Genomic DNA, 22,629 nt, shown 5'->3' on the forward strand with positions numbered 1-22,629 from the left:
CTCCGGCGGATCGGCGCACGCGCAGGCGGGCTCGGCGCGGCGTTCGATGTGCGAGCGCCGACCGCGAGCCGTGGTGTGCTACCGGCGCGGGTCAGCGCAGCGGGTCGCAGTCGATCAGCGCCGCGGGCTGCTTGCCGGTGGTGATCTGCTCGGCCAGCAGGCGACCGGTGGCCGGGCCCTGCGCCAGCCCCCACATGCCGTGCCCGCCCGCGACGTACAGGTTGGGCAGGCGGGTGGCACCGATCAGCGGGCGGCCGTCCGGAGTCACCGGGCGCGGACCGACCCACTCGTCGGTGCGTTCCTCCCAGCGCACGCCCTTCAGCAGCGGCTTGGTGGACGCGATGATCGCCTCCAGGCGCGCGGGCACGAACTTCTCGTCCGGCCCGCGGAACTCCATGGTCCCGGCGACCCGCAGCGCCCCCTGGTACGGCGTGCACGCGACGCGGACCTCGGGCAGGTAGATCGGTCCCGGCACCTCCCCGTCCACCGGCACGGTGAACGAGTAGCCGCGGCCGGCCCGTACCGGCACCCGGACGCCCCACTCGGCGGCCAGGCGGGACAGCCACGCGCCGGTCGCGACCACGGCGGCGTCGGCGCGGAAGGTCTGGCCGCCCCTGGCGTGCACGGTGACCCCGGACGGGGTGGCATCGACGTCGGTGACCTCGGCGATCCTGATCGCGCCGCCGCGCGCGGTGACCGAGTCCGCCAGCGCGTGCACGAAGGTGCCCGGGTCGACGAACCGCTGCTCGTCGATGCGTACACCGGCGGTGAGGGCGTCCGAGGCCAGCGGGACGAGCTCACGCAGCTGGTCGCGTTCCACCGCGGCGTGCGGGACCTGCTGCCCGGCTTCGGCCATCCGGCGCAGTTCCCGCAGCAGGCCGGTGGCCGCCCGCGGGGAGGTGAAGCCTGCGGTGATGGGCGCCGGGTTCGTGGTGGCGGCCACGCCGTTGGCGGTCAGCACGTCGTAGGCCTCGATGGACTCCTCGTTGAGCGGCAGGTTGGTGCGCACCGCTCTGGTCCACGAACCCCAGTGGCAGTTCGCGGCGAACCGGGTGAGGAACGCCCACAGGGCCGGGTCGACCTTGACCGGGATGTGCAGCGGAGCCTTGGGGTTGAACAGCGACTTCACCCCGTAGCGCAGCACGGACGGCTCGTTGAGCGGAATCGCCAGGCCGGGGGCGATCCAGCCCGCGTTGCCCCAGGACGACCCCGCGGCAACGCCCTTGCGGTCGAGGACGGTGACGTCCACACCGCGTTCCTGCAGGAACCAGGCAGTGGACAGGCCGACGATGCCTGCTCCCACCACGATCACCGAACGGGGGCCACCGTCGATGCGCTCGACGCCTGCCATGGGAACCTCCACGCCTTGCCGGCGATGTGTCGTTACGGGGTGATTGGTGCTGAGGTGTCGACCCCATGATGCCGGTCACAGAGCGCGCTGGCTTGTTCGTTTACAACAGTTTCACTAGCTTGACTTGTGGTCTTGCCACAACGCCGGGGAGGGGTTTCGGGCATGGTTCGGCTGGATCGCCTGGTCAACGTGCTCGGCCGGTACGGCGTGCGGTTCTTCCCGTCGTCGGCGTCCCGGGACAGCGAACTGCGCAGCGTCGTGGTGCACGACGACACCGATCCCCGGTTGACCAGCGGTGACGTCTACATCGCCGTGGGGGTGGAGCCGGTGGCCCGTGCGGTCGAGCTCGCCGCAGCCGCGCACTCGGTGGTCGTGCTGGTGCGTGGCCAGGGAAACGCAACCGACGGGCCGGACGCCGACAGCGCGGCGCTGGCGCAACGGTACGGGGTGGCGATCCTCGCCCTGGAGTCGGAGGTGTCGTGGAGCCAGATCACCGGTGTGGTCTACGGGCTGATCCTGGAAGGCAGGGAGACCGAGTCGGGACGTGGCCCCACCGACCTGTTCGCGCTGGCCGACAGCATCGCGGACGCGGTCGGCGGCCCGGTCACCATCGAGGACCAGATGTCCCGAGTGCTGGCCTACTCGGACCTGCAACAAGGGGCCGATCGGGCGCGCCTGGAGACCATCCTGGGCAGGCGGGTGCCCGACGACGTGCGTGCGTTGTTCGAGCGCCAGGGCGTCTTCGCGCATCTGGCGGCCTCCGACGAACCGTTCTACGTGGACGGTGATCCTTCGTTGGGGCTCACCGGCCGCATGGTGGTCGCGGTGCGCGCGGGACGGCAGGTGCTCGGGTCGGTGTGGGTGGAGTGCTCGGGGCCGATCACCGGTGACCGGTACCAGGCGCTGGTCGACGGATCCCGTGCGGTGGCGCTGCACCTGCTGCGTTCCCGGGCGAGCGCCGATCTGGAACGGCAGATCGAGTCGGACCTGGTGATCCGGCTGCTGGAGGGCACCGCGGACACCGCGGTGGCCAGCCAGCTGGGGCTGCAGCACACCCCGGCCAGGGTGATCGCCATGCAGGCGCACGTGCTCCAGGAACGGCACGCCGCGCTGTTGCTGACCTTCGAGCGCGCCACCACCGGTTTCGGCTGGTCCCGGCCGAACCGCAGCGCGCTGATCGGCAACACGCTGTACACGATCTTCGCCGGCGACAGCCTGCCGGCCGCCCGTGCCTGGATCGACGACCTCCGCGGCTCGCTTCCCGAGCACGCGGAGGTCACCGCGGGGATCGGCGGGGTGGCGTCGGTGGCCGAACTGCCCGCCAGCAGGCAGGAAGCCGACGAATGCCTGGCGTTGCACGCCACACGGCCGAAGGGGTCCCCGCCGGTGGCCTACGACGAATCCTGGGACGACATCCTGCTGCAGCGGCTGCGCGTGGTCGCGCAGGCGGGCAGGCGCCCGGAGCGTGGCCCGATCGGGGACCTGCGGGTCTACGACGCCGAGAACGGCACGCACCTGGTCGCCACGTTGCGGGCGTGGCTGGAGACCGGGGGTGACCTGCCGGGGACGGCCAAGCAGCTCGGCGTGCATCCGAACACAGTGCGCAACCGGCTGCGCAAGATGGCCGAGGTGACCACGCTCGAGCTGAACGATCCGCGCAAACGCCGGGCGATGATCATCGCGCTGGCCGTGGACGGCGACTGAGGCCGCAGTGGGCTCGGGCAGGTTCGCGCAGGGTCCGGCGGAGCGGGAACCCGTCGGCTGATTGCGACGTCTTCGCTGGTGCTGCCGGGGTTCCGGCCGGCGGAAGGTTCGCTTGGCTTGAGCGGGCGGTGACGCCGTAGCGCGCCGAAGGGTCGATCCTCGACCAAATACTTCCACACTGTGGAAAAATTTCTCAGATTGTGGCGTGCTGGCTAGCCTGGCCGGGATCTGGTCCGTTCGCACACATCTTCGACGGAGTGTCACCGTGACTGCCCAACCTGACAGTGCCAAGTCCGCGGGCGAACCCGCGGCCGCGCGGCCGGAGGCGACGTCCGAGGCCGCATCGGACGAGGTGAAGACCTTCCTGCTCAGTTCGCCCACGTCGGGTGCTCCGCCGCGGCCCGAGCCAGAGGGACCGGTCGAGGTGCCGTCGCTGGTCGTGGCCGCTGTGCTCGCCGTCGGGGCGAGCATCTACGTCGGGACGCAGTACGGCACCAAGTTCGCCGTCCTGCTGGTGCTCGGGCTCGGCCTCGGCATCGCGCTGTTCCACTCGCGCTTCGGTTTCACCTCGGCATGGCGCCAGTTCATCGCCGTCGGCAACGGCACCGGGTTGCGAGCCCACTCGCTGCTGCTGGGGACGGCCGCGACGCTCATCGCCTTGATCGCGGCATCGGAGTTCACCCTGTTCGATGCGCAGATCCAGCTCAACGCCGGGTCGATCGGCTTGCCGCTGTTCGTCGGCGCGGTGCTGTTCGCCATCGGGATGCAGCTCGGCGGGGCATGCGCGTCCGGCACGCTGTTCGCGGTCGGCGCCGGTCAGGCGACCATCGTGCTCACGCTCGGCGGATTCATCGCCGGCTCGGTCTTCTACACCTGGGCCTACCCGGTGTTCACCGGCTGGCCGGAGGTTCCCGGAGTGCTGCTGTCCGACCACATCGGATGGTTCGGCTCGTGGGCGGTGACCATCGGCGCCTTGCTGCTGATCGTCCTGCTCACCAGGGCGGTGCAGGCGCGCCGCACCCCGCCGCCGGTGGCTCCGCCGCCGACCGCGCACGGCGTGGCGCGGATCGTCCGGGGCTCGTGGCCGCTGCAGACCGGCGCCGTGGTGCTCGGCGTGCTCGCCGCCGCGGTGTTCCTGGTCTCCGGCGGCATCTGGGGCGTCACGTTCGCGTTCGCGTTGTGGGGTGCCAAGCTGCTGCAGCTGGCCGGGGTCGACGTGCAGAGCTGGGAGTTCTGGCAGCAGGCCAAGAACGCGCAGGCCCTGGACGCGTCGATCTTCACCAACTCCACCAGCTTGACGAACATCGGCATCATCGTCGGCGCGGCTGTGGCTGCCTCGGCCGCCGGAGCGTGGACGTTCCGCGCCGAGATCCCGTGGAAGACCACGCTGGCCGCGGTGCTGGGCGGCATCCTGATGGGGATCGGGGCCCGGCTGGCCGGTGGCTGCAACATCGGTGCCTACCTGGGCGGCATCTCCACCGGCAGCCTGCACGGCTGGCTGTGGGGCGCCGCCGCGCTCGGCGGAACGTGGATCGGGGTGAAGCTGCGGCCGCTGTTCGGCCTCGGCAATCCCAAGCCGTCGGACAGCGTGTGCTGAGCCGGTGTGTCGAGCCGGCCGCCTGATCCTGCCCGGCGCGTTGACCACCGAGTTGATCAACCCGATGATCGGAATTCCCAGCGGGGCGAACGTGTACTTGTCGTGGTAGTTCGACGTGTCCGGCTCATCGACCACCTCGGGTTCGTCGGCCAGGGCAGGCGCCGCCGCGGCGGTGAACGCGGCGGCGGCGATCACCGCGGTGACGACACCGCGGGCGAGTGCTCGCTTCATGACGACAACCTTTCTGTGCAGCCGGGCGGAGTCAGCCGGCGATCAGCGTGATGACCTGGTAGACCGGGGCTAGTGCCTGCGTCGGCAGCTGGGAGATCGGACCGACGACGCCGCCGACGTCCACGCCGGGCAGCACCCACACCGGCAGCTCGGCGGCTCCGGCGACACCGTGCGAGAGCCCGAGCAGGCCGAGCACGGCCACCGTCAGCACGGCGACGCGCTGGAGAGCGTTGCGCATGTTTCACCTCCTTTCTGTGTTCGGCCGGATCAGCCGTCGGCATCCGCCAACGGAAGCGACACGGGGACGACCGTGGCGCGCGCGATCCAGTGACCTGGGCCTTCGCCGGGAGGGGCCATGCCGGGGGCGTGTTCGGCGCCCGGCGGCATCGACATGACGCTGACCTGTGCGACGGCGAACACCCGCAGTGGCCCCTGTTCGGGCAGGCCGTTCGCGCGCAGGTACTCCCGGTAAGCGCCGACGGACGGACGCTGCCCGCCGAAGGCATCGCCGATCCGCACGGTGAAGTCGATGGCGGCCGGTTCCCGCGGGTCGAAGCGCAACGGCACCGACGCGCTGGCCACCGACGTGGCGATCGGTTCGTTGAGCAGCCATGGCGCCAGATAGATGCCACGGATGTAGGTCGGTGCCTCGAGTTGTTCCTTGGCGGCGCGCACCGCGGTCTGGTGCGCCGTACGCCAGCCGGACACGATCACCAGGGCGGATTGCCGGGCCGGCCCGGACAGGACGCGGATGCCGGCACGGGCTGCCTCGGACCGGACGACGGTGCCGGCTGCCCGCCCGCGCGGGGTCGCGTCCGCGACGAGAGTGATGGCCCGGACGCCGTGGCTGTCCAGGTATCTCACCAGTTCCCGCAGCGCCGTCTCGTCGGCCGAGGTCAGCACGTCCGACGGGCAGCGGTCCACGGGAAGCGGGCGTTCGGCGACCAGGCTGCCCAGCGCGGCGGCGGCGCATTCCGGCCCGTCGTCGGCAGGCAACGGGCGCGGGGCCAGTTCACCGGTGTCGACGCCGAGTTCGTCGCTGCTCGCACCGCGGGCGAAGATCACATCGCTACGCCCGGGCGGCAGCTGGACCTCGGCCCACAAGCCCTGGGCACCCGGCCGTTTGGTGGCAACCACCTGCTCGCCACCGGCGCTGATCGTGACGTTCGTCCCCGCCGACTCCGGCAGATGCACCAGGTTCGGCCCCGGGCGGTGCGGTGTCACCAGCACCGGGACGTCCCTCCCTTCCAGGTGCACGGTGCCGAGCAACGGTTTGCCCGGCACCGGAAGGTCCGGCGGTGTAGGTACGGCCACCAGCGCCGTCCACGCCAGCAGCGCCCCGGCGACGAGGCCGGCACAGGTGGTGACGATCGCGCCGGGAGAGCGCTTGGCGCGGGCGCGCAGGACGTTGGCGACCGTGGCTGCGGCGGGCAGCACGACCACGGCCACCAGCAGCAGGCCGTAGGCCGACGAGAACAGCCGTCGGTCGATCCCGATGCCGGAGAGCGCGAGCCGAAGCGCGCCGACGCCGGTCAGCAGCGCGGCGAGCGACGTCGCGAGCGGACCGATGCGCGCAGGCACCGGCCGCCGCCGCGCCGCTGGGTCACCGAGCACCAGCGCGGCGATTCCGAACCACGCCGTCGCGGCCACCACATAGCCGGTGTCCAGCGCGAACTCCAGTCCGGACCGGCCCGCCGCGGACTCCACCACCAGCACCAGCAGCAGCGGCGCCGCCGTCCAGCGGGCGGCCACCGGCCACCGCAACAGGGCGGGCACCGCCAGCGACAGCGCGGCGTGCACCCCGCCGCCGACGACGCTGACGTCGTAGATCAGGACGGACGCCACGGCCAGCACGGCCGAGCCCGCACCGGCAGCCCACACCGTCCGGACGAGCCGGCGAGGCATTGCCGCTTGCGCGTGGCGGTGCAGCCACGGCGCCACCAAACCGATCCCGGCGACCACAGCGGCCAGCAGCAACAGCCCCAGCCGCGCGGCGATTTCCGGCCAGCCGGCCCCGACGCTTGCCGCGACGTCGGCGAGGTGATCGTGAACCATCGACGTTCTCCCTGGTCACCAGGCGCGATGACCGGTGCCGCCGCGCATGGGCGACACCGGTCACGCGCCCGAAGGTGATGCCGCTACCTGAGGTCCCGTTCGGCGATCACGAACAGTTCGGAGTGCGGCTTGGCGTTGCCGAAGTCGCCGTGCGGCCAGGACTTGCGGTTGAAGTTGACACCGACCTGGCCGGTGAACTCGTCCCGGAAGGTGCGGTCGACGGTCGCCGTGCCGTCCTTGCCGAGCTTGACGATGTTCACCTTGTGGTCACCGTCCAGCCCGGAGCGGGCGACGAAGTAGTTCGACACCGCCAGCCGGGTCGGCGACTGGGTCTCGACGTACTTGCCGCTGGACGGGTCGAGGACGAAGTTGTCGTAGGCACCCCAGTGCGGTCCCGCGCCGGAGACGCCGGGGTTGATCGCCGCCGCACCGGCCACCGTCGGGCAGTCGTCTTCCTTGCCGCCGTTCTCCGACTCCCAGCGGGTGTCGATCTTGCACGTGAAGTCGGTGCCCGCGGCGACCAGCTTGCTGATGTCCAGCACGTAGACGCCGCCGGTGGAGCCGGGGTCGTCCGGGCCGAGCGTCTTGGGCTGGCGCCCGGTGATCGCCCGGTACAGGAACCGGTCGTCCGGGCTGGTCTGGATCCAGCCGCCGTTGGAGCTGGCGCCGATCGCATCGTTGCCCGGGAAGATCTTGCCCGCGGCCGCGCCGTCGTCGAACACCTGCGTCCACCGCGGCCGCTTGGCCGTGATGTCCGGGGTGTAGAACACCGCGCCACCCTGCATGGTCTGTGCGAACGCGCCCTTGTGGCCGGGCAGGTTCGTCACGGTGACCTCCATGACCGCGCGGTTCTCGGAGAACAACGGGTCGTAGTCCTTGGCCCGCGGGCCTTCCGGCAGGTAGGACACCGCCCGCAGCTTCGGGTTGTTGCGGTCGGAGATGTCCCACGTGCGCACGGTCGGTCGGCGCAGGTAGGGCGACGGCTGCTTGACCGGGTCGAGGATGATGTTGCGCGGCTCGGCGTAGTCGCTGGTCACCAGCGTGTTCAGGTCCTCGCGGGCCTGGATGCCGTGCGGGTTGGCGCAGGTCGGCTTGCCGAGCGTCGGCAGGTTCTCGCAGATCTTGGCGTTGTCGCCCTGCGGCGTGGCGGCTGAGGTCTCCGACAGCACCTTGCCGTTGCGGTCGAACCGGATCAGGGCGCCCGGGCTGCCCGCGAAGCCGTTGCCGATGACGGTCTGGCCGTTCTTGTAGGTGTAGGGGCCGGGCACTACCGGGCCGCCCATGTAGGTGCCGTACGTGGTGCCGTCCTTGAGTGTCCAGTACGCGTCCGGTACCGAACCGCCCAGGGTCTGCGTCGGCAAGCTGACGCCCTTGAGCTTGATCTTCGGCAGCTCCGACACGTCGAACGCGTAGGTGACGGCGGCGAACAGCGCCCCGGCGTAGACAGTGTCGCCCTTGTGCCACACGTACTGCATGTGGTGCGGCTCGTTCTCCACCAGCGGCCCCACGGTGGCCGTGTTGACCACTTTGCCGTAGCTCGGTGAGCCCTCAGTGGCGTCGATGACCGCCAGGAAGTCGGGGCCGGGGAGGGCGTTCTTCACCTTGTTCAGGCCGCCGGCGATCGTGCCCGGGAGGTTCTTGACGTCCTTGACCACGGTGTCGGCGATGTTCTCGTCACCGGCCCACACCAGCAACCACTTCTTCCGCTCGCCGTCGGACTTGGTGGCCAAGTCCGGCACCAGGTGGTTGCGCACCCAGTACCGCTTGCCGTCGACGGCGGTGACGGCGCTTTCCAGTACCTGGACGTCCGCGTACGCCGCGGTGGTCGCTCCGGAGGCGCCGAGCAACCCCGCGGACAACACGGCCACCGCCAGGCAACTGCCCAGCTTCCGGCCGCGCCATTTCTTTTTCGCCATGTTTTTCTCCGGTCATTGACGGAAGGATGTGCCTGGCCAACGCGCGCATTTATCCGCATCGAAAATGCGCAGGGCTGATTGACCGAAACGCGCAGGCAAGCGCGTCCGGTCGGCGAACGGCAGGGTGCGCCGGCCCGGTCAGCCGACGTTGGCCTCGGGCCTGGGGAGTGCGCTCGAGCTGCGTTGGAGGTCGATGTGAAGCCGCCTCGTCAGGAGCACGCACACCACCATGGGTGTAGATGGTTGCTCCGTTCGGCGCAATGGTCAAGGCGTATTCCATATTACGGGAAAGATTTCCACCGCCCGGCCCGGCCGCCACATTGCCCGACACTTCGACCAAACAAGACAATTCTTCCGGCTCGCCAGGCAGGCCGCCTTCAACCGTTTTCGTCAATGCTTTTCGCCATTTCGCTAAGTTCGGCGGCAAGGTCGGGCCCCGGGCAAGCGGCGGAACACACCGGAGTTCCCGGAAACGGCGGCAAGAAGCGGCCCGGGCCTGCCCCGGCCGGGATTCATGGGGCAGGCGGAGACGGCTGGAGCGGCCGCGGCCCTGGTGTGATGATCCTCCTCGGAGGTGGCGTGGGCTCGGCGGCCGTTTCCGGTGACACGGCGACGCCGCAGTCACAGGACGCCCTCACTTCGATCGGGTAGCCGCTGCTCGGGCTCGACGAATTGCCGGAGGGTGCCGAGGCGGCCGATGACTGTCCCGGTGTGCCGCTGGTTGTCCCCCGTCGGATAGCCGCTGCTCGGGCTCGACGAGCTGCCGGAGGGTGCCGAGGCGGCCGATGACTGTCCCGGTGCGCGCCGTTGCCGGCCGGTTCGTCCGGCGAGTGATCCGGCGGCCGCCGATCGGCTGCGATGTCGCAGCCACCAGCCGACCGTGCCCCGGGGGATCGGTGCCCAGCGCTACATCGCGGCGCCGGGCACCGGTCAGCCGGGCTCGCCGCGCCGTTTCCGGTGCGCGACCCACGCCAGGTCGACGACCAGCACGGCGGCCAGGACGAACAGCACGATCGCCGGCCAGATCATGTCGGCGACGACGATCCACAGCACGCCGACCACGATGCTGAGCACGATGCCGATGCCTGCCAGCCACAGGCGCAACGTCAGCGCGCTGTAGGTCGGTGCCGCTCCGGCCCACCCGGCGGTCGGGTCGTGGTAATCGGGCAGGCCGCGTTCGTAATCGGCGCGCGTGCGTGGTCGGTCGTCATCCGCTTGCGTGCGTGGTCGGTCGTCGTCCTCGGAAGTCATGCACGGGGATACCCGGCGGGTGAGGTGATCAACCCGCGCGCGTGTGATCCGTTCTGGACGGACGACCATGACGCCGCCTACGGACACGATCAACTCGCGCGCGTGTGAGCCGCTCCCTGGGCGGGTAGGCAACAGCATCGGCCGACCGACAGGAGCTGGTGACCGTGTCCCCGCAACCGCAGCAATGGCGCAACCTGCTGGACAAGCCACGGCGGATGGTGGTCGACGGGCCACTCACCCGGGCAGCCATGAACGCCGCGAAGCGCGTCGGATCGCTGCGCCACGGGCGCGCTTTCCATCCCGCCGGGTGCACGTTCGAGGCCGAATTCGACCTGGTGCGGCCCGGTCCGATCGGCGACGCGCTCAGCGCGGGCGAGTACCGTGCGCAGGCCCGGCTGTCCAAGGCCGCGTCGACGCCCGGCAGGTTCCCGGACGTCCTCGGGCTGGCATTTCGCGTCCACGATGTCGGCGACACGCCCCTGGACGTCGCGCTGGCCACGGCGGGCAAGCGACCAGTCGCCCGCCACGTGCTGATGCCCAGCCGCAGCTTCACGCGTGCCTTCTACTCGTCTCTGTTGCTGTATCGCGCCGGCGAGCGACACGTAGTGATCGGCGCGGAGGCCGAGCCGGGAACGCCGGACGTACCAGCTGACGTCGGCGCGGTGGCACGTGCCGTGCCTGTGACGTTCCGGATCGCCGTAGCTCAGCTGCGCGGCCCCTGGGTCGAGGTCGGATTGCTCACGCTGACCGTGGCGACCGGTGCGGACCCCCACTTCGACGTCGTCCGCAACTCCGTACCCGGCCTGCAGCCGGTCGGCTGGCTCAACCGCCTCCGCGGTCCCGTCTACCGTGCATCCCAACGCGGCCGTGACCACGCAAGCGAAACGAGCTAGCCGGGATCACAGCTCGTCGACGGCGTCGAGCATGGCGCGGCCGATCACCGACCGTGCTTCCACCGCGGGGTGGGTGGCTCCGTAGTTGGCCTGGTCGGACAGCTCGGCAGCGAACAACGAGAAGATCAGCGTGGGTGCGCCGTCCCGGTCGTAGATGACTCCGACCTCGTGCCGCCGGTCCTCGTATGCCCCGTATTTCGCGGCCACTCGGATGCGCTCCTGCGACGACATCAGCCGCCGGATGCCGTCGGTGTACCCCGGTTCGGTCCAGCGCATGATCGACAGCAGGAAGTCGCACGACTCCGCGGACAACAGGGTGTGCTGGGTGAGCCCGGTGAGCAGGCGGTGCATCTCCGCGGGCGTGGTGCTGCCGTGGAAGAACTGGTCCGGGTCCTGGTCGTGCTCGGACACCCGGGTCACGGTGAACCCCTTGGCGGCCAGGATGCCGTTGAGCTCGTCGCGCGGGCACACCCGGGCGATCAGCGGCAGCGCGGAGTTCTCCGACGCCACCAGCAGCGTGACCAGCACGTTGGCCAGCGTCAGCCGGTCCCCGTACACCTTCTGCAGATGCCAGATGCCGCTGGTGTCCGGGTCGATTTCGATGTCCGCCTGGGTCAGCTCGAGGCGCTGATCCAGGCGGAGATCGCCCCGGTCGACCTTGTCCATCACGGCCACCGCCATGGCGAGCTTGTTGACGCTCGCGGCGCGGATCTCGGTGTCGCGGTCCTCGTCGATCACCACGACCGGCTCGGCTTCCCCCGTGTGCAGCGTGACGTAGGAGAGCCACCGGCCTCCCGCGCGGCGTATCTCGCGCCGATACACGCGCCGGATCTTCTGCACCGGTGAGCCGCCGAGGTCGACCGCCGCAGCAGGTGCCGCGTTCCCGGCAACGGTTGCGCCCGCGATCGCGGCCCCGGCCGCCACGGTGCCCCGCAGCAGCGTGGCTCGGGAAATACCGGACCTGCCACCATCCCGTTGCGACGCAGTCATCGGATGCCCCCTCCCGTGATCGGGTTCCGCCCTGTGGAAACGATGCCGGAAGCTACCACCCGGTGACCGCGCGGGCATCCGGCGAAAGTGTTGCCGCGTTGCCGTTGAAGGTACCTGCGGCCGTGCACCCGTCGCCGACGGCGGCGCCGGTCGTCAGCCGGGCAGCCCGGCGCCCTCGGCGTCGTCGCGGTCCGCCCATTCCAGCAGTGCCTCCAGCGAGAAGGCTTCGTCGTCGATCCCGGCGTGCAGATCGCCGAACTCGGCGAACCGCTTCGGCACCGTCGCCATCGTGCAGTCCCTCGGGTCGACGTCCGCCAGCTCGTCCCACCTGATCGGCGTGGACACGGTGGCCTCCGGCGTGCCACGCACCGAGTAGGCGCTGGCCATGGTGTGGTCGCGGGCGTTCTGGTTGAAGTCGACGAACAGGGCACTCGGGTCGCGGTCCTTCCGCCACCACGCGGTGGTGACCACGTCGGGGTTGCGCCGCTCGAGTTCCTTGGCGAAGGCGTGCGCGGCCCGCCGCACCTGGCCGAACTCCCACTCGGGCCGGATACGGACGTAGATGTGCAGGCCGTGGCCGCCCGAGGTCTTCGGATACCCGGTGATGCCCAGCTCGTCGAGCACCTCGTGGGCGGAGGTGGCCACCCGGCGCACGACGTCGAACGGGCACTCGGGCATCGGATCCAGGTCGATCCGCCACTCGTCCGGCTTCTCGGGGTCGGACCGCCGGGAGTTCCACGGGTGGAACTCCACCGTCGACATCTGCACCGCCCAGATCACGTCGGCGAGCTTCGTCACGCACAGCTCGTCGGCATGCCGGCCGAACCGGGGGAAGTACAGCCGGACGGTCTCCAGCCACGGCGGGGCGCCGCGCGGCACCCGCTTCTGGTGCACCTTCTCGCCTTCGATCCCGTCCGGATACCGGTGCAGCATGCACGGCCGTTCGCGCAGCGCGCGCACGATGCCGTCGCCGACGCTGAGGTAGTACCGCGCCAGGTCGAGCTTGGTCGCGCCGGTCTTCGGGAAGTAGACCCGGTCGGGATGGGAGAGTCGCACGGTGTGCTCGCCGACCGTCAGCTCGGCCGCCGGGGGCTTCCCTTTGCTCGCCATAGGCTCACGGTACGCAAGGTTCCGGCATGTCACCGGCCGCGACGATCGCGCCCCGCGGGCCGGCGGGACGGCAGGCATACTGCTGTGCGATGAGTGCTGACGAACCGGTGGCGGGCGATCGGCGCTGGCCACGCTCGGTGTACGGGCACGGGGACGAGCCCGACCCGCGCTTCTCGTTGGCCAACGAACGGACGTTCTTGGCCTGGATCCGCACGTCGCTCGGGCTGCTCGCCGGGTCGCTGGCGGTGCATCTGGTCGATCTCGGCCGCTACGAAGGCGTTGCCAGGGCGGGCGCCGCGCTGCTGGCCGTCACCGGGCTGCTCTGCGCCGCGCAGGCATGGCGGGGATGGGCGAGGACCGAACGCGCCCTGCGCGAGCGGCGGCCGTTGCCGTCCAGCCGGACCGGCATCGTGGTCGTGGCGGTCGTCGTGCTGATCGCCGCCGCGCTGGCCGTGTTGAGCGTGTGGGGGTAGCGCGTGGTCTACCGGCCGGACGGCTTGCAGCAGGAGCGCACCATCCTGGCCTGGCGGCGCTGCGCGCTGGGGTTCGTCGTGATCAGCGTGCTGATCACCCGCACGGCTCTGGTCGCCGGCCAGCCGGTGATCGGCGTGGCGGGCCTGGCGACCATCGCGGTCGCAGTGCTGGTCCTCCGGCTGACCATGCGCCGCCGGCCATGGCGGAGGCCGTCCGCGACGCCGCCGCACGGGCTGGCCGTGCTCGACGACGGCCGCCTCCCGGCGTTGATCGCCGGCGTCGCGATGACCTTGTGCTGCTTGATCGCGGCGCTGGTCTGGCTGGCGTGAGCTACGCGTACGCGGCGAGGCGACCGGCGAGACTCCTGCGGTCGGCAACGCCGCTGGGTGGGTGCTTGCTGCCTGCGATGCCGTGGACCACGCAGCGGACGAACGTGGCCACCGCCCTCGGCGGCGGCAGCAGATCCTCGACGTACCAGGCCAGGATCAACAGGTCCTCGCCCGAGCCGGTTTCCATACCGACCGCCCACCCACATTCGTCGTCCCAGATCAGCGCCAGGTCGCGGGTCGGCTTGTCCGGCAGCCGGTTCTCCAGCGCGATGTAGGCGTTGGCGGACTCGGCCCATTCGCACCATTGCGCTTCCGGCCCGGCGCCGACCTCGGCGGCGACCTGACGCACGTAGGCGCGCAGCCCGTGTTCTGTCTGGTGCGGCGTCGGTTCGTCGCCCGGCGCGCCTGCGGTCGGAAGGATGGGGGCGGTCGTCATGGGCAGTCCTCGGGCAGGAGCAACGGCAGTGGGTGAACGGAAAGGCCGGCGGCAGCCGGCTCGGTCAGCTCGGCTGGTGCTCGGTGAGCGCCGCGCGCAGCCGGGCCAGTGACGCCGCGAGCAGCCTGCTGACGTGCATCTGGGACACGCCAACGGCCTGCGCGATCTGGCTCTGCGTCATGTCGTGGAAGAACCGCAGGGCGACGATGCGCTGTTCGCGTGGTGCGAGCTGGCTCAGCGCGCGGCGCAGCACGGCGTGGTTCTCCACCGTGGTGAACTCGTGGTCGGCGTCGCCGATCAGCTCGCCGAGTTCGGTGTCGGTGTCGCCCTGGCCGAGCGACCGGTTCAGCGACTCGGGGCGGTAGGCCGCCGACGCGGACAGGCCCTCGTAGACCTCCTCGGTGCTCAGCCCGAGGTGTTCGGCCAGCTCGCTCGGCCGGGGTGACCGGCCGAGCAGCTCGGTGAGCTCGGTGGCGGCCTCGTTGAGCGTCTGCCGCAGCTCCTTCAGCCGCCGCGGCACCCGCAGCGTCCACGTCGAGTCGCGGAAGTGCCGCTGCAGCTCCCCGCGGATGGTCGGGATGGCGAACGGCAGGAAGCCACGGCCGTACTGCGGCTCGTAGCGGTCGACCGCGTTGATCAGTCCGATGGTGGCCACCTGGCGAAGGTCCTGGCTGGGCTCGCCGCGGTGCCGGTAGACCTGTGCGATGTGTTCGGCGACCGGCAGGTGCGCGGCGATCAACCGCTCGCGCAGCTCCTCCCGGCGCGGATCTCCGGCGGGAATGTCCTGCATCTGCCGGAACAGCGGCTCGTACTCGTCGTATTCGCCGTGGCGAGCCGGACGTGCTTCCGTCTCGCCTGCAGTGCTTTCCGCGTCGGTGGGATCGGGCCGTGCCGGTGAGCCCGCGAGCTGGCCGACCACGCCCGCGCTCGGTGCGGTGACGCTGGTAGTCATGGCGTCCCTCCAGCCGGAGGCCGCCGGGTTCCGTGCAGCCTCTAGTCGTCATGAGCGGCTGTCTTCTCAACCGGCGGACCCACCATAGGCGCGGACAGACAGGTTTGTCTACTTGGTGTCCGGCAATCGGCGGAGCGAAACACCCGCCGTGGGGCAGGTGCGTCACACGACCGGGTTCCCTGGTCACAGCGTCGGCAGGACGTGCCGGCCGCCGATCGGCGGAGCCGGTCGTGCTCGGGACGGCATCGGACCAGCTTGCCGGTGGGCGCAGAGACGACAAGCGGGGTCTCGATCATGTTCGGCGCCCTTGTGTGGGCTGGCTGGCGCCCACCGGCAAGCTGGACGAAGGCTCACCCGTCGCGGACGGGCAGGCAGGTCACACCGTGGCCAGCTGCGCCTGCCACATCCAGTGGGCTTCCTCCAGCTTCGAGGCGATCTCGATGACCAGGTCCTGGGTCACCGGGTCCGCCTTGTCCAGCGGGTCGATCGCTTCCCTGGCGTGGCCGATGGCCGTGGCCAGGGCGGAGACGGTGACCTCGATGGCCTTCTTGTCGGTGGTCCAGGCGGCTTCCAGGTCCGCCAAGCCGGACGTCTCGGCCACCGTGCGGGCGCGGCCGTCCGGCACGACGCCGATGGTCGCGGCGCGTTCGGCGACCTGGTCGGCGTACTCGCGGGCCAAGGTCACCAGCTCGTCCAGGTGCAGGTGCACGTCGTGGAAGAACCGGCCGACCACGGTCCAGTGGGCTTGCTTGGCCAGCAGGTGCAGCTGGATGAGGTCGACCAGGATCTGCTGCAGGTACTTGCCGGTCATCTGCTGATCGGCGTCGTTGAGTGGCCCGGTGATCGGGGTGCCCGAGGTCATCGTCGTCCTTTCGACTCGCATGCGTGGTGCTGCCGACGGGCAGCGGGTGGGTTCACGTCAGGCCACGGATACCCATCCGTCCGGACCGCTGAACCTCGGTGTGGTCGTCGCCCGGGCAGGGTGCAGCGAATGCCACGGGAAGAGCACGGACAGGTCGCGCGCGTGTCGAAATTCTCGAGAGTGGGTAATCGCGGTTCACGTCGCGTCGACGTACTTGTTGCGCGCCTATTTGTGGAGGTTCCCATGGCTGAGCGCATCCCCCCTCAGAACGTCACGCCACGAAGCAAGCAAGAACCCGTACGGATGGCGGCCATGGTGGTGGCCGCGGTGTTCCTCCTGGTCGGCATCCTGGGGTTCATTCCGGGAATCACCAGCGACTTCGACACCATGACGTTCGCCGGCCACGAATCCGGCGCCATGCTGCTGGGCCTGTTCAACGTGTCGGTGCTGCACAACCTGGTGCACCTGGCCTTCGGCGTGGTCGGCCTGGCCCTGGCACGCACCGCGGCGGGGGCGAATGCGTTCCTGCTGGTCGGCGGGATCATCTACCTCGGCCTGGTGGTCTACGGGCTGGTCATCAGCGAGGACAGCGCCGCCAACTTCGTGCCGTTGAACGCGGCCGACAACTGGCTGCACCTGGTGCTCGGAGTGGGCATGATCGGCCTGGCGATGGCCCTGCGTCCGCGCCACGCGGGAGGGCACACCACCGCCTGACTCCGGATCCGACACACCGCCGGTGTTGCGTTCACCAGCAGTACCGGCGGTGTGTTTGTGCCGTGTCCCACTTCGTGTGGGTGAATCGGTAACGGCTTCGTCGCCGGACACGAAGCCGGGGTGACTCGAGGCTGACGCGTCCGCAGCGCGGACGCACTACAGCAAGGGGAGGCGGCATGGACGACAAGCGAGCCATCGTGGTCGGGGTCGACGGTTCGGCGGCGGCGATGCGCGCCGTGCGCTGGGCCGCCCGCGAGGCATCGCTACGGGACGTTCCGTTACGGCTGCTGACCGCCAGGGCACTGCCCCGCCCGAACCGGTTCGAGGCGATGCTGGCGCCGGACGCCCGTCATGCGCTGTTGGACCAGGCGCGGGAGACGTTGCGGGAAGCCGAGCAGGAAGCGCTCGCGGTTGCGCCGAACCTCCACGTCGATCACGACCTCCAAGTCACGGCCGCGGCCCCGGCGCTGATCACGGCTTCGCACCAGGCGCAGTTGGTCGTGGTGGGCTCCAGCGGGCTGGGTGGCGTGGCCGGATTGTTCATCGGATCGGTCGCCGTCGGCACCGCGGCACACAGCAGGTGCCCCGTCGTCGTGGTGCGCGGCGACGACGAATCGGCATGGGAGGGCCGGCCGATCGTCGTCGGGGTCGACGGCACGGCATTGTCCGATCCCGCCGTGGACCTGGCCTTCGACACCGCTTCGGTGCGCGCGGCCGATCTGCTGGTGGTGCACGTCCGCGCGGGCCGGGGAGACCGTTCGGCGCAGGAGCGCGAGCAGGCCGAGGAGACCGTGCGGTCGGCGGTCGCCGAACAGCTTCGGCCGTGGCTGGACAAGTACCCGACGGTCGACGTGCGCATCGCGGTGCAGACCGGGCGGCCGGAGCCGGTCCTGGTCGACTTGAGCAACGGTGCCCAGCTGGTGGTGGTCGGCTCGCGCGGCAGGGGAGCGGTGGCCGGGCTGACCCTCGGCTCGGTCGGACACGCCCTGCTGCACCGGGCAAACTGCCCGGTCGCGCTGGTGCGGCAGACGCAGCAGACGGAGCCGGAAGCGGCCGAAGGTCCCTCCGACCGGTGACCTCCAGCCGTGCCGAGAGACCGGTGCGGCTCGGCAGCATCGACGGTGCAGTGGTGCCTGACGTTGAGCCTGGTGTCCGACGGCGAGGCCGACGGTGACGTGCAGCGGGTGGAGGCGACCATGAGTGCTCTGGCACCGGAAGTGACCGAGGCGTTGGGCAAGGCCGTGCAGGCCCCCTCGCCCTACAACACGCAGCCGTGGCGGTTCGTCGTCGACGGGGAACGGATCGACCTGTTCCTGGACCCCGAGCGGGTACTGCGGGTGTCCGACCCGGACGGGCGCCAGGCCCGCCTGGCATGTGGTGCGGCGCTGTTCAACCTCCGGCTCGGCATCCGGGTGCACGGGCGAGCCGTCGTGGTGGACCTCGTTCCGGACCCCGAGCAGCCCGATCTGCTGGCGTCGGTCCGCATCTCCGGCCCGCAGGCCAAGACGCTCACCGAGGACCGGCTGGCCAGGGCGATCGAGCGCAGGCACACCAACCGGCGGCCGTTTCTGAACCGCCAGGTGGAGCCGCCGCTGCGCAGCGGCCTGGTGGCGGCGGCCCGTGCCGAAGGTGCGCTGGTGGAGCTGGTGGACCCGGAGGGCAAGACCGCGCCGCGCTATCGGATCATCGCCGAGCTGGTCCGGCAAGCCGACTCGGTGCAGCAGAACGACCCGGAGTACCAGTGGGAAGCCCGGCGCTGGTCCGGCGGGGGGCCGGAGCGGGCCGACGGTGTGCCCGCTTCCGCGTTCGGTCCCGAGCCGGACGACGACCGCGTCCTGCGACTGCGCAGCTTCCCGCGGGACACCGCGCCGCCCCGCCGGGAGTTCGAGCAACAGCCACTGGTCGCCGCGGTGCTGACCTACGGCAAGGGGATCGCGGCGGACGTCGTCGCGGGCATGGCGATGCAACGGGTCTTGCTCACCGCGAGCGACCTCGGGCTGAGCACGTCGTTCCTGACGCAGCCGTTCGAGGTGCCGCAGACCCGCGCCCAGCTGACCGAGCTGTTCCGGCCGCATCAGATCCACACCCTGCTGCGGGTCGGCTACGGCTACCCGGTCGCGCCGACACCGCGCCGGGCGGTGGACGAGGTGACCGTGCGGACCTGACCGCCGCTGGCCGGGCCGGGCCCCGCCTCGTTGGTCTGCCGGACCGGCTTCGGCCGCATTCCGCTCGCACCGGTGGTGCGGCAGGTACGCCTGCACCGTGTTCGTATGTCACCCGCGGTCATTCGTACGGTCACTCCTCGGCCGCGATGCCGTTGGTTCGTGCATCTGCGTTCGGCGGCGGAGCCATGGCCGGATACCTGCGGGCACGGCCGTCGTCGGCGGCGTTGCGGCCGCGGTCGGGGGCTCTCGCGACATTGGCGGGCTGGTCGTCGGGGTGACCGCTGTCCGGCCGGCGCACTGCCCGCCGCCCCTTGGACCAGCGGTGTGACGCGAGTGCGCCGGTCGCAACACCACTCTGTCACCTACTCGCGTGATCCGGCCGGCCGGTCATCGACGTTTGCCCAGCTCGCGGGGGTAGCGCGACTCGTTCGGAGCATCCCGTTGCGGCCGCCGACGACGTAAGGTCGAGCCGAGTTGATCGACACTTCCGCAGCGTCGCGAGGAGGGCCGCCCATGTCGCAGCAGGTTCGAGGCATCGTCGCTCGCCGCAAGGGCGAGCCGGTGACGTTGGAGACCGTCGTGGTGCCGGACCCCGGCCCCGGCGAGGCCGTGGTGCGCGTCCAGTCCTGCGGGGTGTGCCATACGGATCTGCACTACCGGGAAGGCGGGATCAACGACGAGTTCCCGTTCCTGCTCGGCCACGAGGCCGCGGGCGTGGTCGAGGCGGTCGGGGAGGGCGTCAGCACGATCGCCGAGGGCGACTTCGTCATTCTCAACTGGCGCGCGGTGTGTGGCGAGTGCCGGGCATGCCGCAAGGGCAAGCCGCACTACTGCTTCGACACCCACAACGCCGCCCAGCCGATGACGCTGGAGGACGGCACCCCGTTGACGCCCGCGCTGGGTATCGGCGCGTTCGTCGAGAAGACGCTGGTCCACAGCGGGCAGTGCACCAAGGTCGACCCGGCGGCCTCGCCCGCCGCGGCCGGGCTGCTCGGCTGCGGGGTGATGGCCGGGATCGGTGCGGCGATCAACACCGGCGGGGTCGGCCGCGGCGATTCCGTCGCGGTGATCGGCTGTGGCGGGGTCGGCAGCGCGGCGATCGCCGGGTCGGTGCTGGCCGGTGCCACCACGGTGATCGCCGTGGACATCGACGACACCAAGCTGGAGTGGGCGCGCGGATTCGGCGCCACCCACACCGTCGACGCCCGTCAGGCCGATCCGGTCGAGGCCATCCGCGAGCTGACCGGGGGTTTCGGCGCCGACGTCGTGATCGACGCGGTCGGCACGCCGGAAACGTTCCGCCAGGCCTTCTATGCGCGTGATCTGGCGGGCACGGCCGTGCTGGTCGGCGTTCCGACGCCGGACATGAAGATCGAGCTACCGCTGATCGACGTCTTCTCCCGGGGCGGGGCGACGAAGTCGTCCTGGTACGGCGACTGCCTGCCGTCGCGCGACTTCCCGATGCTGATCGATCTGTACTTGCAGGGCAGGCTGGACCTGGACGCGTTCGTCACCGAGAAGATCAAGCTGGACGAAGTCGAACAGGCCTTCGAGAAGATGCACTCCGGTGCCGTGCTGCGTTCGGTGGTGATGCTGTGAGCGTGCGTATCGATCACGCCGTCGTCTCGGGGACGTTCAGCCTGGACGGCCAGACGTTCGACGTCGACAACAACATCTGGGTGCTCGGTGACGACGAGCGGTGCGTGGTGATCGACGCCCCGCACGACGTCGACGCGATCATGCGCGTGGTCGGTGACCGCACGGTGGAGGCGATCCTGCTGACGCACGCACACGACGATCACGTGCGGGTTGCTCCCGCGCTGGCCGAGCGCACCGGTGCCGAGCTGTGGCTGCATCCCGACGACCTGCCGTTGTGGCGGTTGACGCATCCCGATCTGGAACCGGACGCCGACCTGGTGGACGGGGCCAGGCTGGCGCTGGGCGGCACGACCGTGGAGGTGCTGCACACGCCCGGGCATGCGCCGGGTGCGTGTTGCTTCGCGGTGCCCGATCTCGGTGTGGTCTTCACCGGGGACACGCTGTTCAAGGGCGGCCCTGGCGCGACCGGCCGCTCGTTCAGCGACTTCCCCACGATCATCGAGTCGATCACCAGGCGGCTGCTGAGCCTGCCGCCGGAAACCGTGGTGCATCCCGGCCACGGCGAGAGCACCACGGTCGGGGAGGAGGCTCCGCACCGCGAGGAGTGGATCCGTCGGGGCTACTGACCGCTCCGCTCGGGTTCACCAGGTGGACGGTCCGGGATGCCTGTGCTTCGGACGGTCCGTGATGCCGCACCGGACCTTCCACGTGGGAGGAGGGCGAGCGCCCGGATGCCGGGGAGGCGGGCATCCGATGTGCGGAAGGCCGTCCGGGGAGGCCGGGCGGCGGCGAAGGGAGATTCGTCCTGAACACGCAACGGCAGACGATCCGGGAGGCACGGAACGGACGATCTGGAACAGGAAGAGGCGGACGGTTCCCGCGACGACGACCGGGCAAGAATGGAGTGCCCGCATCGAGTGCGGTCGACGGCCGACTGAGGGAGGCGTGGTGAGTGCTGGGGGCGCCAAGCGCCGGGGACGAGCATCCGACATCCTGGCCGCGTTCACCCGCAAGGTGGCTCAGCGGGGCTACGACGCGGCGAACTTCAGCGAGATCGGTGCCGAACTCGGCATCTCCAAAGGCACGATCGTGCACCACTACGGCACCAAGGACCGTCTGCTCGCCACGCTGCACGAGAAGTACATGCAGGCCAGACTGGCCGAGGCCAGGCTGATCTGCCGCCGGCTGGGCACGCCGCAGCGGCAGCTTGCCGGGCTGCTGTTCGCCTCGATCATGTACCAGGTGCACGAGCGCGATGCGACGGTGGCGTTCCAGCGGGAGGTCGCGCGCATCGCGGGCACGGCGGGCAAGCCGCTGCGGGACGAGTACCTGGAGCTGGTGCGGGACGTGCTGCGTCGCGGGGTGCGGGAGGGGGTGTTCCGTCCCGGGCACGTCGACGTGCGCAGCTTGCTGATCTTCGGATCCAGCCACTGGGCGTGGACGTGGTTCCGGCCGGACGGTCAGCTGACCGCGGAGCAGATCGGGGCGACGTTCGTGGATCTGGTGCTGGGCAGCCTGCTGGTGGACAGGTCGGGTTTGCCCGAGCTGGCCGACCCGGGCGGAGACGTCGTGCGCACCGTGCAGCGGTGCTTCGACGACGTGGCCGCGGCACTCGCGCCGGCCAACTAGCGCACGCCGGAACCTTTGCTGGTCAGCGCGCAGTGGGAACGCCCGCTGGTCAGCGCGGGGTACGGCGATGCGGGCTGGCTCGTGCATGTGGCGGGGACTCGTGCCGCTCAGTGGCATGGGTCGGAACGCCCGTCGGCCAACGCCCGTCGGCTGGGCATGCAGTGGGAGCGCCGGTCATTCAGTGGGCGCGGTGGGGATGCGGGTTGGTCGCTGCGGGTCGTGGGGATGCGAGCCTGGCTCGTGCATGTGGCAGGGATACCAGCCGGCTAGCGCACGTGGTGGGAGTCGTGCCGGTAGCGCACGCGGTCGGCACGACCGCCACCCCGTGCAGGCGGTCACAGTGACGGGCGTCCGCCGGACGACCCGCTCCG

22 protein-coding genes are annotated in these 22,629 nt (G+C 70.6%); 11 read left to right on the plus strand and 11 right to left on the minus strand.

The features are described from left to right. Positions 1-91 precede the first annotated feature (91 nt). The gene (locus CXP56_RS14375; RefSeq protein WP_286901429.1) at positions 92-1,351 is read right to left on the minus strand and encodes an NAD(P)/FAD-dependent oxidoreductase; all 1,260 of its coding nucleotides are present in this window, start codon (positions 1,349-1,351) and stop codon (positions 92-94) included. Between the two features lie 162 nt (positions 1,352-1,513). Between CXP56_RS14375 and CXP56_RS14380 the strand changes: the two genes are divergently transcribed. Both CXP56_RS14380 and CXP56_RS14385 read left to right on the plus strand, forming a co-directional pair. Then, complete coding sequence (locus tag CXP56_RS14380; RefSeq protein ID WP_028847796.1) at positions 1,514-3,055, plus strand: PucR family transcriptional regulator; 1,542 nt, start codon at positions 1,514-1,516, stop codon at positions 3,053-3,055. 352 nt (positions 3,056-3,407) lie between these two features. Further along, positions 3,408-4,652, plus strand: a complete 1,245-nt coding sequence (locus CXP56_RS14385; protein WP_286901535.1) for a YeeE/YedE family protein — start codon at positions 3,408-3,410, stop codon at positions 4,650-4,652. Between the two features lie 262 nt (positions 4,653-4,914). On the opposite strand, the gene CXP56_RS14390 is transcribed toward CXP56_RS14385, so the two are convergent. The 5 genes from CXP56_RS14390 to CXP56_RS14405 all read right to left on the minus strand — a co-directional run bounded on the left by CXP56_RS14390 (position 4,915) and on the right by CXP56_RS14405 (position 10,105). Then, entirely contained in the window at positions 4,915-5,121 is a 207-nt protein-coding gene (locus CXP56_RS14390) for a hypothetical protein (RefSeq protein WP_286901432.1), read from the minus strand. Positions 5,122-5,150: 29 nt separating this feature from the next. Next, complete coding sequence (locus CXP56_RS14395) at positions 5,151-6,938, minus strand: hypothetical protein (protein WP_286901434.1); 1,788 nt, start codon at positions 6,936-6,938, stop codon at positions 5,151-5,153. An 83-nt stretch (positions 6,939-7,021) separates the two neighbouring features. After that, the gene (locus CXP56_RS14400; RefSeq protein WP_286901435.1) at positions 7,022-8,854 is read right to left on the minus strand and encodes a hypothetical protein; all 1,833 of its coding nucleotides are present in this window, start codon (positions 8,852-8,854) and stop codon (positions 7,022-7,024) included. A gap of 138 nt (positions 8,855-8,992) precedes the next feature. Continuing rightward, entirely contained in the window at positions 8,993-9,085 is a 93-nt protein-coding gene (locus tag CXP56_RS19080) for a putative leader peptide (RefSeq protein WP_353744565.1), read from the minus strand. Between the two features lie 699 nt (positions 9,086-9,784). After that, positions 9,785-10,105 carry a hypothetical protein gene (locus CXP56_RS14405; protein ID WP_286901436.1) on the minus strand — a complete coding sequence of 107 codons (321 nt, stop codon included), beginning with the start codon at positions 10,103-10,105 and terminating at the stop codon, positions 9,785-9,787. 164 nt (positions 10,106-10,269) lie between these two features. Here CXP56_RS14405 and CXP56_RS14410 point away from each other — a divergent pair, with 164 nt between their 5' ends. Continuing rightward, positions 10,270-10,998: a hypothetical protein gene (locus CXP56_RS14410; RefSeq protein ID WP_286901437.1), complete on the plus strand. Its 729-nt coding sequence runs from the start codon at positions 10,270-10,272 to the stop codon at positions 10,996-10,998. 6 nt (positions 10,999-11,004) lie between these two features. On the opposite strand, the gene CXP56_RS14415 is transcribed toward CXP56_RS14410, so the two are convergent. Both CXP56_RS14415 and ligD read right to left on the minus strand, forming a co-directional pair. Then, the gene (locus tag CXP56_RS14415; protein WP_286901439.1) at positions 11,005-11,988 is read right to left on the minus strand and encodes a serine hydrolase; all 984 of its coding nucleotides are present in this window, start codon (positions 11,986-11,988) and stop codon (positions 11,005-11,007) included. A 153-nt stretch (positions 11,989-12,141) separates the two neighbouring features. Then, the gene (ligD, locus tag CXP56_RS14420) at positions 12,142-13,098 is read right to left on the minus strand and encodes a non-homologous end-joining DNA ligase (RefSeq protein ID WP_286901440.1); all 957 of its coding nucleotides are present in this window, start codon (positions 13,096-13,098) and stop codon (positions 12,142-12,144) included. Positions 13,099-13,187: 89 nt separating this feature from the next. On the opposite strand from ligD, the gene CXP56_RS14425 reads away from it, so the two are divergent. Continuing rightward, complete coding sequence (locus CXP56_RS14425) at positions 13,188-13,571, plus strand: YidH family protein (protein WP_286901442.1); 384 nt, start codon at positions 13,188-13,190, stop codon at positions 13,569-13,571. Between the two features lie 3 nt (positions 13,572-13,574). Continuing rightward, the gene (locus tag CXP56_RS14430) at positions 13,575-13,901 is read left to right on the plus strand and encodes a DUF202 domain-containing protein (RefSeq protein ID WP_286901443.1); all 327 of its coding nucleotides are present in this window, start codon (positions 13,575-13,577) and stop codon (positions 13,899-13,901) included. Position 13,902: 1 nt separating this feature from the next. On the opposite strand, the gene CXP56_RS14435 is transcribed toward CXP56_RS14430, so the two are convergent. From CXP56_RS14435 to CXP56_RS14445, 3 genes are all read right to left on the minus strand, one after another. Further along, positions 13,903-14,337 carry a DUF6292 family protein gene (locus CXP56_RS14435; RefSeq protein ID WP_286901444.1) on the minus strand — a complete coding sequence of 145 codons (435 nt, stop codon included), beginning with the start codon at positions 14,335-14,337 and terminating at the stop codon, positions 13,903-13,905. Positions 14,338-14,401: 64 nt separating this feature from the next. Continuing rightward, positions 14,402-15,289, minus strand: a complete 888-nt coding sequence (locus tag CXP56_RS14440; RefSeq protein ID WP_286901445.1) for a SigB/SigF/SigG family RNA polymerase sigma factor — start codon at positions 15,287-15,289, stop codon at positions 14,402-14,404. A 376-nt stretch (positions 15,290-15,665) separates the two neighbouring features. Beyond that, positions 15,666-16,151, minus strand: coding sequence for a Dps family protein (locus tag CXP56_RS14445; protein WP_028847802.1), 486 nt, complete (start codon positions 16,149-16,151; stop codon positions 15,666-15,668). 303 nt (positions 16,152-16,454) lie between these two features. Here CXP56_RS14445 and CXP56_RS14450 point away from each other — a divergent pair, with 303 nt between their 5' ends. The 6 genes from CXP56_RS14450 to CXP56_RS14475 all read left to right on the plus strand — a co-directional run bounded on the left by CXP56_RS14450 (position 16,455) and on the right by CXP56_RS14475 (position 22,258). Continuing rightward, on the plus strand, positions 16,455-16,865 hold the full coding sequence (locus CXP56_RS14450) for a DUF4383 domain-containing protein (RefSeq protein WP_479267806.1): 411 nt from the start codon (positions 16,455-16,457) through the stop codon (positions 16,863-16,865). A gap of 176 nt (positions 16,866-17,041) precedes the next feature. Beyond that, positions 17,042-17,941 (plus strand): universal stress protein, encoded by a 900-nt coding sequence (locus tag CXP56_RS14455; protein ID WP_038045043.1) that lies wholly within the window; start codon positions 17,042-17,044, stop codon positions 17,939-17,941. A 45-nt stretch (positions 17,942-17,986) separates the two neighbouring features. After that, a complete protein-coding gene (locus CXP56_RS14460; protein ID WP_286901448.1) occupies positions 17,987-19,030 on the plus strand; it encodes an Acg family FMN-binding oxidoreductase in 1,044 nt (347 codons plus the stop codon). Between the two features lie 513 nt (positions 19,031-19,543). Beyond that, a complete protein-coding gene (locus tag CXP56_RS14465) occupies positions 19,544-20,629 on the plus strand; it encodes an S-(hydroxymethyl)mycothiol dehydrogenase (protein ID WP_286901449.1) in 1,086 nt (361 codons plus the stop codon). Further along, positions 20,626-21,255 (plus strand): MBL fold metallo-hydrolase, encoded by a 630-nt coding sequence (locus CXP56_RS14470; RefSeq protein ID WP_028847806.1) that lies wholly within the window; start codon positions 20,626-20,628, stop codon positions 21,253-21,255. Before CXP56_RS14465 ends, CXP56_RS14470 begins: the two co-directional genes overlap by 4 nt. A gap of 322 nt (positions 21,256-21,577) precedes the next feature. Continuing rightward, on the plus strand, positions 21,578-22,258 hold the full coding sequence (locus CXP56_RS14475) for a TetR/AcrR family transcriptional regulator (RefSeq protein WP_028847807.1): 681 nt from the start codon (positions 21,578-21,580) through the stop codon (positions 22,256-22,258). The last annotated feature ends 371 nt before the right edge of the window (positions 22,259-22,629 follow it).

Origin of the sequence: Thermocrispum sp. (assembly GCF_002919275.1) — a bacterium.
Taxonomy (GTDB): domain Bacteria; phylum Actinomycetota; class Actinomycetes; order Mycobacteriales; family Pseudonocardiaceae; genus Thermocrispum; species Thermocrispum agreste.

Bases quoted from the DNA above. Each gene is read 5' to 3' on its own strand.
- CXP56_RS14375 (WP_286901429.1), bottom strand. From the start codon at position 1,351: ATGGCAGGCGTCGAGCGCATCGACGGTGGCCCCCGTTCGGTGATCGTG.
- CXP56_RS14380 (WP_028847796.1), top strand. From the start codon at position 1,514: ATGGTTCGGCTGGATCGCCTGGTCAACGTGCTCGGCCGGTACGGCGTG.
- CXP56_RS14390 (WP_286901432.1), bottom strand. From the start codon at position 5,121: ATGCGCAACGCTCTCCAGCGCGTCGCCGTGCTGACGGTGGCCGTGCTC.
- CXP56_RS14395 (WP_286901434.1), bottom strand. From the start codon at position 6,938: ATGGTTCACGATCACCTCGCCGACGTCGCGGCAAGCGTCGGGGCCGGC.
- CXP56_RS14400 (WP_286901435.1), bottom strand. From the start codon at position 8,854: ATGGCGAAAAAGAAATGGCGCGGCCGGAAGCTGGGCAGTTGCCTGGCG.
- CXP56_RS19080 (WP_353744565.1), bottom strand. From the start codon at position 9,085: ATGGTGGTGTGCGTGCTCCTGACGAGGCGGCTTCACATCGACCTCCAA.
- CXP56_RS14405 (WP_286901436.1), bottom strand. From the start codon at position 10,105: ATGACTTCCGAGGACGACGACCGACCACGCACGCAAGCGGATGACGAC.
- CXP56_RS14415 (WP_286901439.1), bottom strand. From the start codon at position 11,988: ATGACTGCGTCGCAACGGGATGGTGGCAGGTCCGGTATTTCCCGAGCC.
- ligD (WP_286901440.1), bottom strand. From the start codon at position 13,098: ATGGCGAGCAAAGGGAAGCCCCCGGCGGCCGAGCTGACGGTCGGCGAG.
- CXP56_RS14425 (WP_286901442.1), top strand. From the start codon at position 13,188: ATGAGTGCTGACGAACCGGTGGCGGGCGATCGGCGCTGGCCACGCTCG.
- CXP56_RS14435 (WP_286901444.1), bottom strand. From the start codon at position 14,337: ATGACGACCGCCCCCATCCTTCCGACCGCAGGCGCGCCGGGCGACGAA.
- CXP56_RS14440 (WP_286901445.1), bottom strand. From the start codon at position 15,289: ATGACTACCAGCGTCACCGCACCGAGCGCGGGCGTGGTCGGCCAGCTC.
- CXP56_RS14445 (WP_028847802.1), bottom strand. From the start codon at position 16,151: ATGACCTCGGGCACCCCGATCACCGGGCCACTCAACGACGCCGATCAG.
- CXP56_RS14450 (WP_479267806.1), top strand. From the start codon at position 16,455: ATGGCGGCCATGGTGGTGGCCGCGGTGTTCCTCCTGGTCGGCATCCTG.
- CXP56_RS14455 (WP_038045043.1), top strand. From the start codon at position 17,042: ATGGACGACAAGCGAGCCATCGTGGTCGGGGTCGACGGTTCGGCGGCG.
- CXP56_RS14465 (WP_286901449.1), top strand. From the start codon at position 19,544: ATGTCGCAGCAGGTTCGAGGCATCGTCGCTCGCCGCAAGGGCGAGCCG.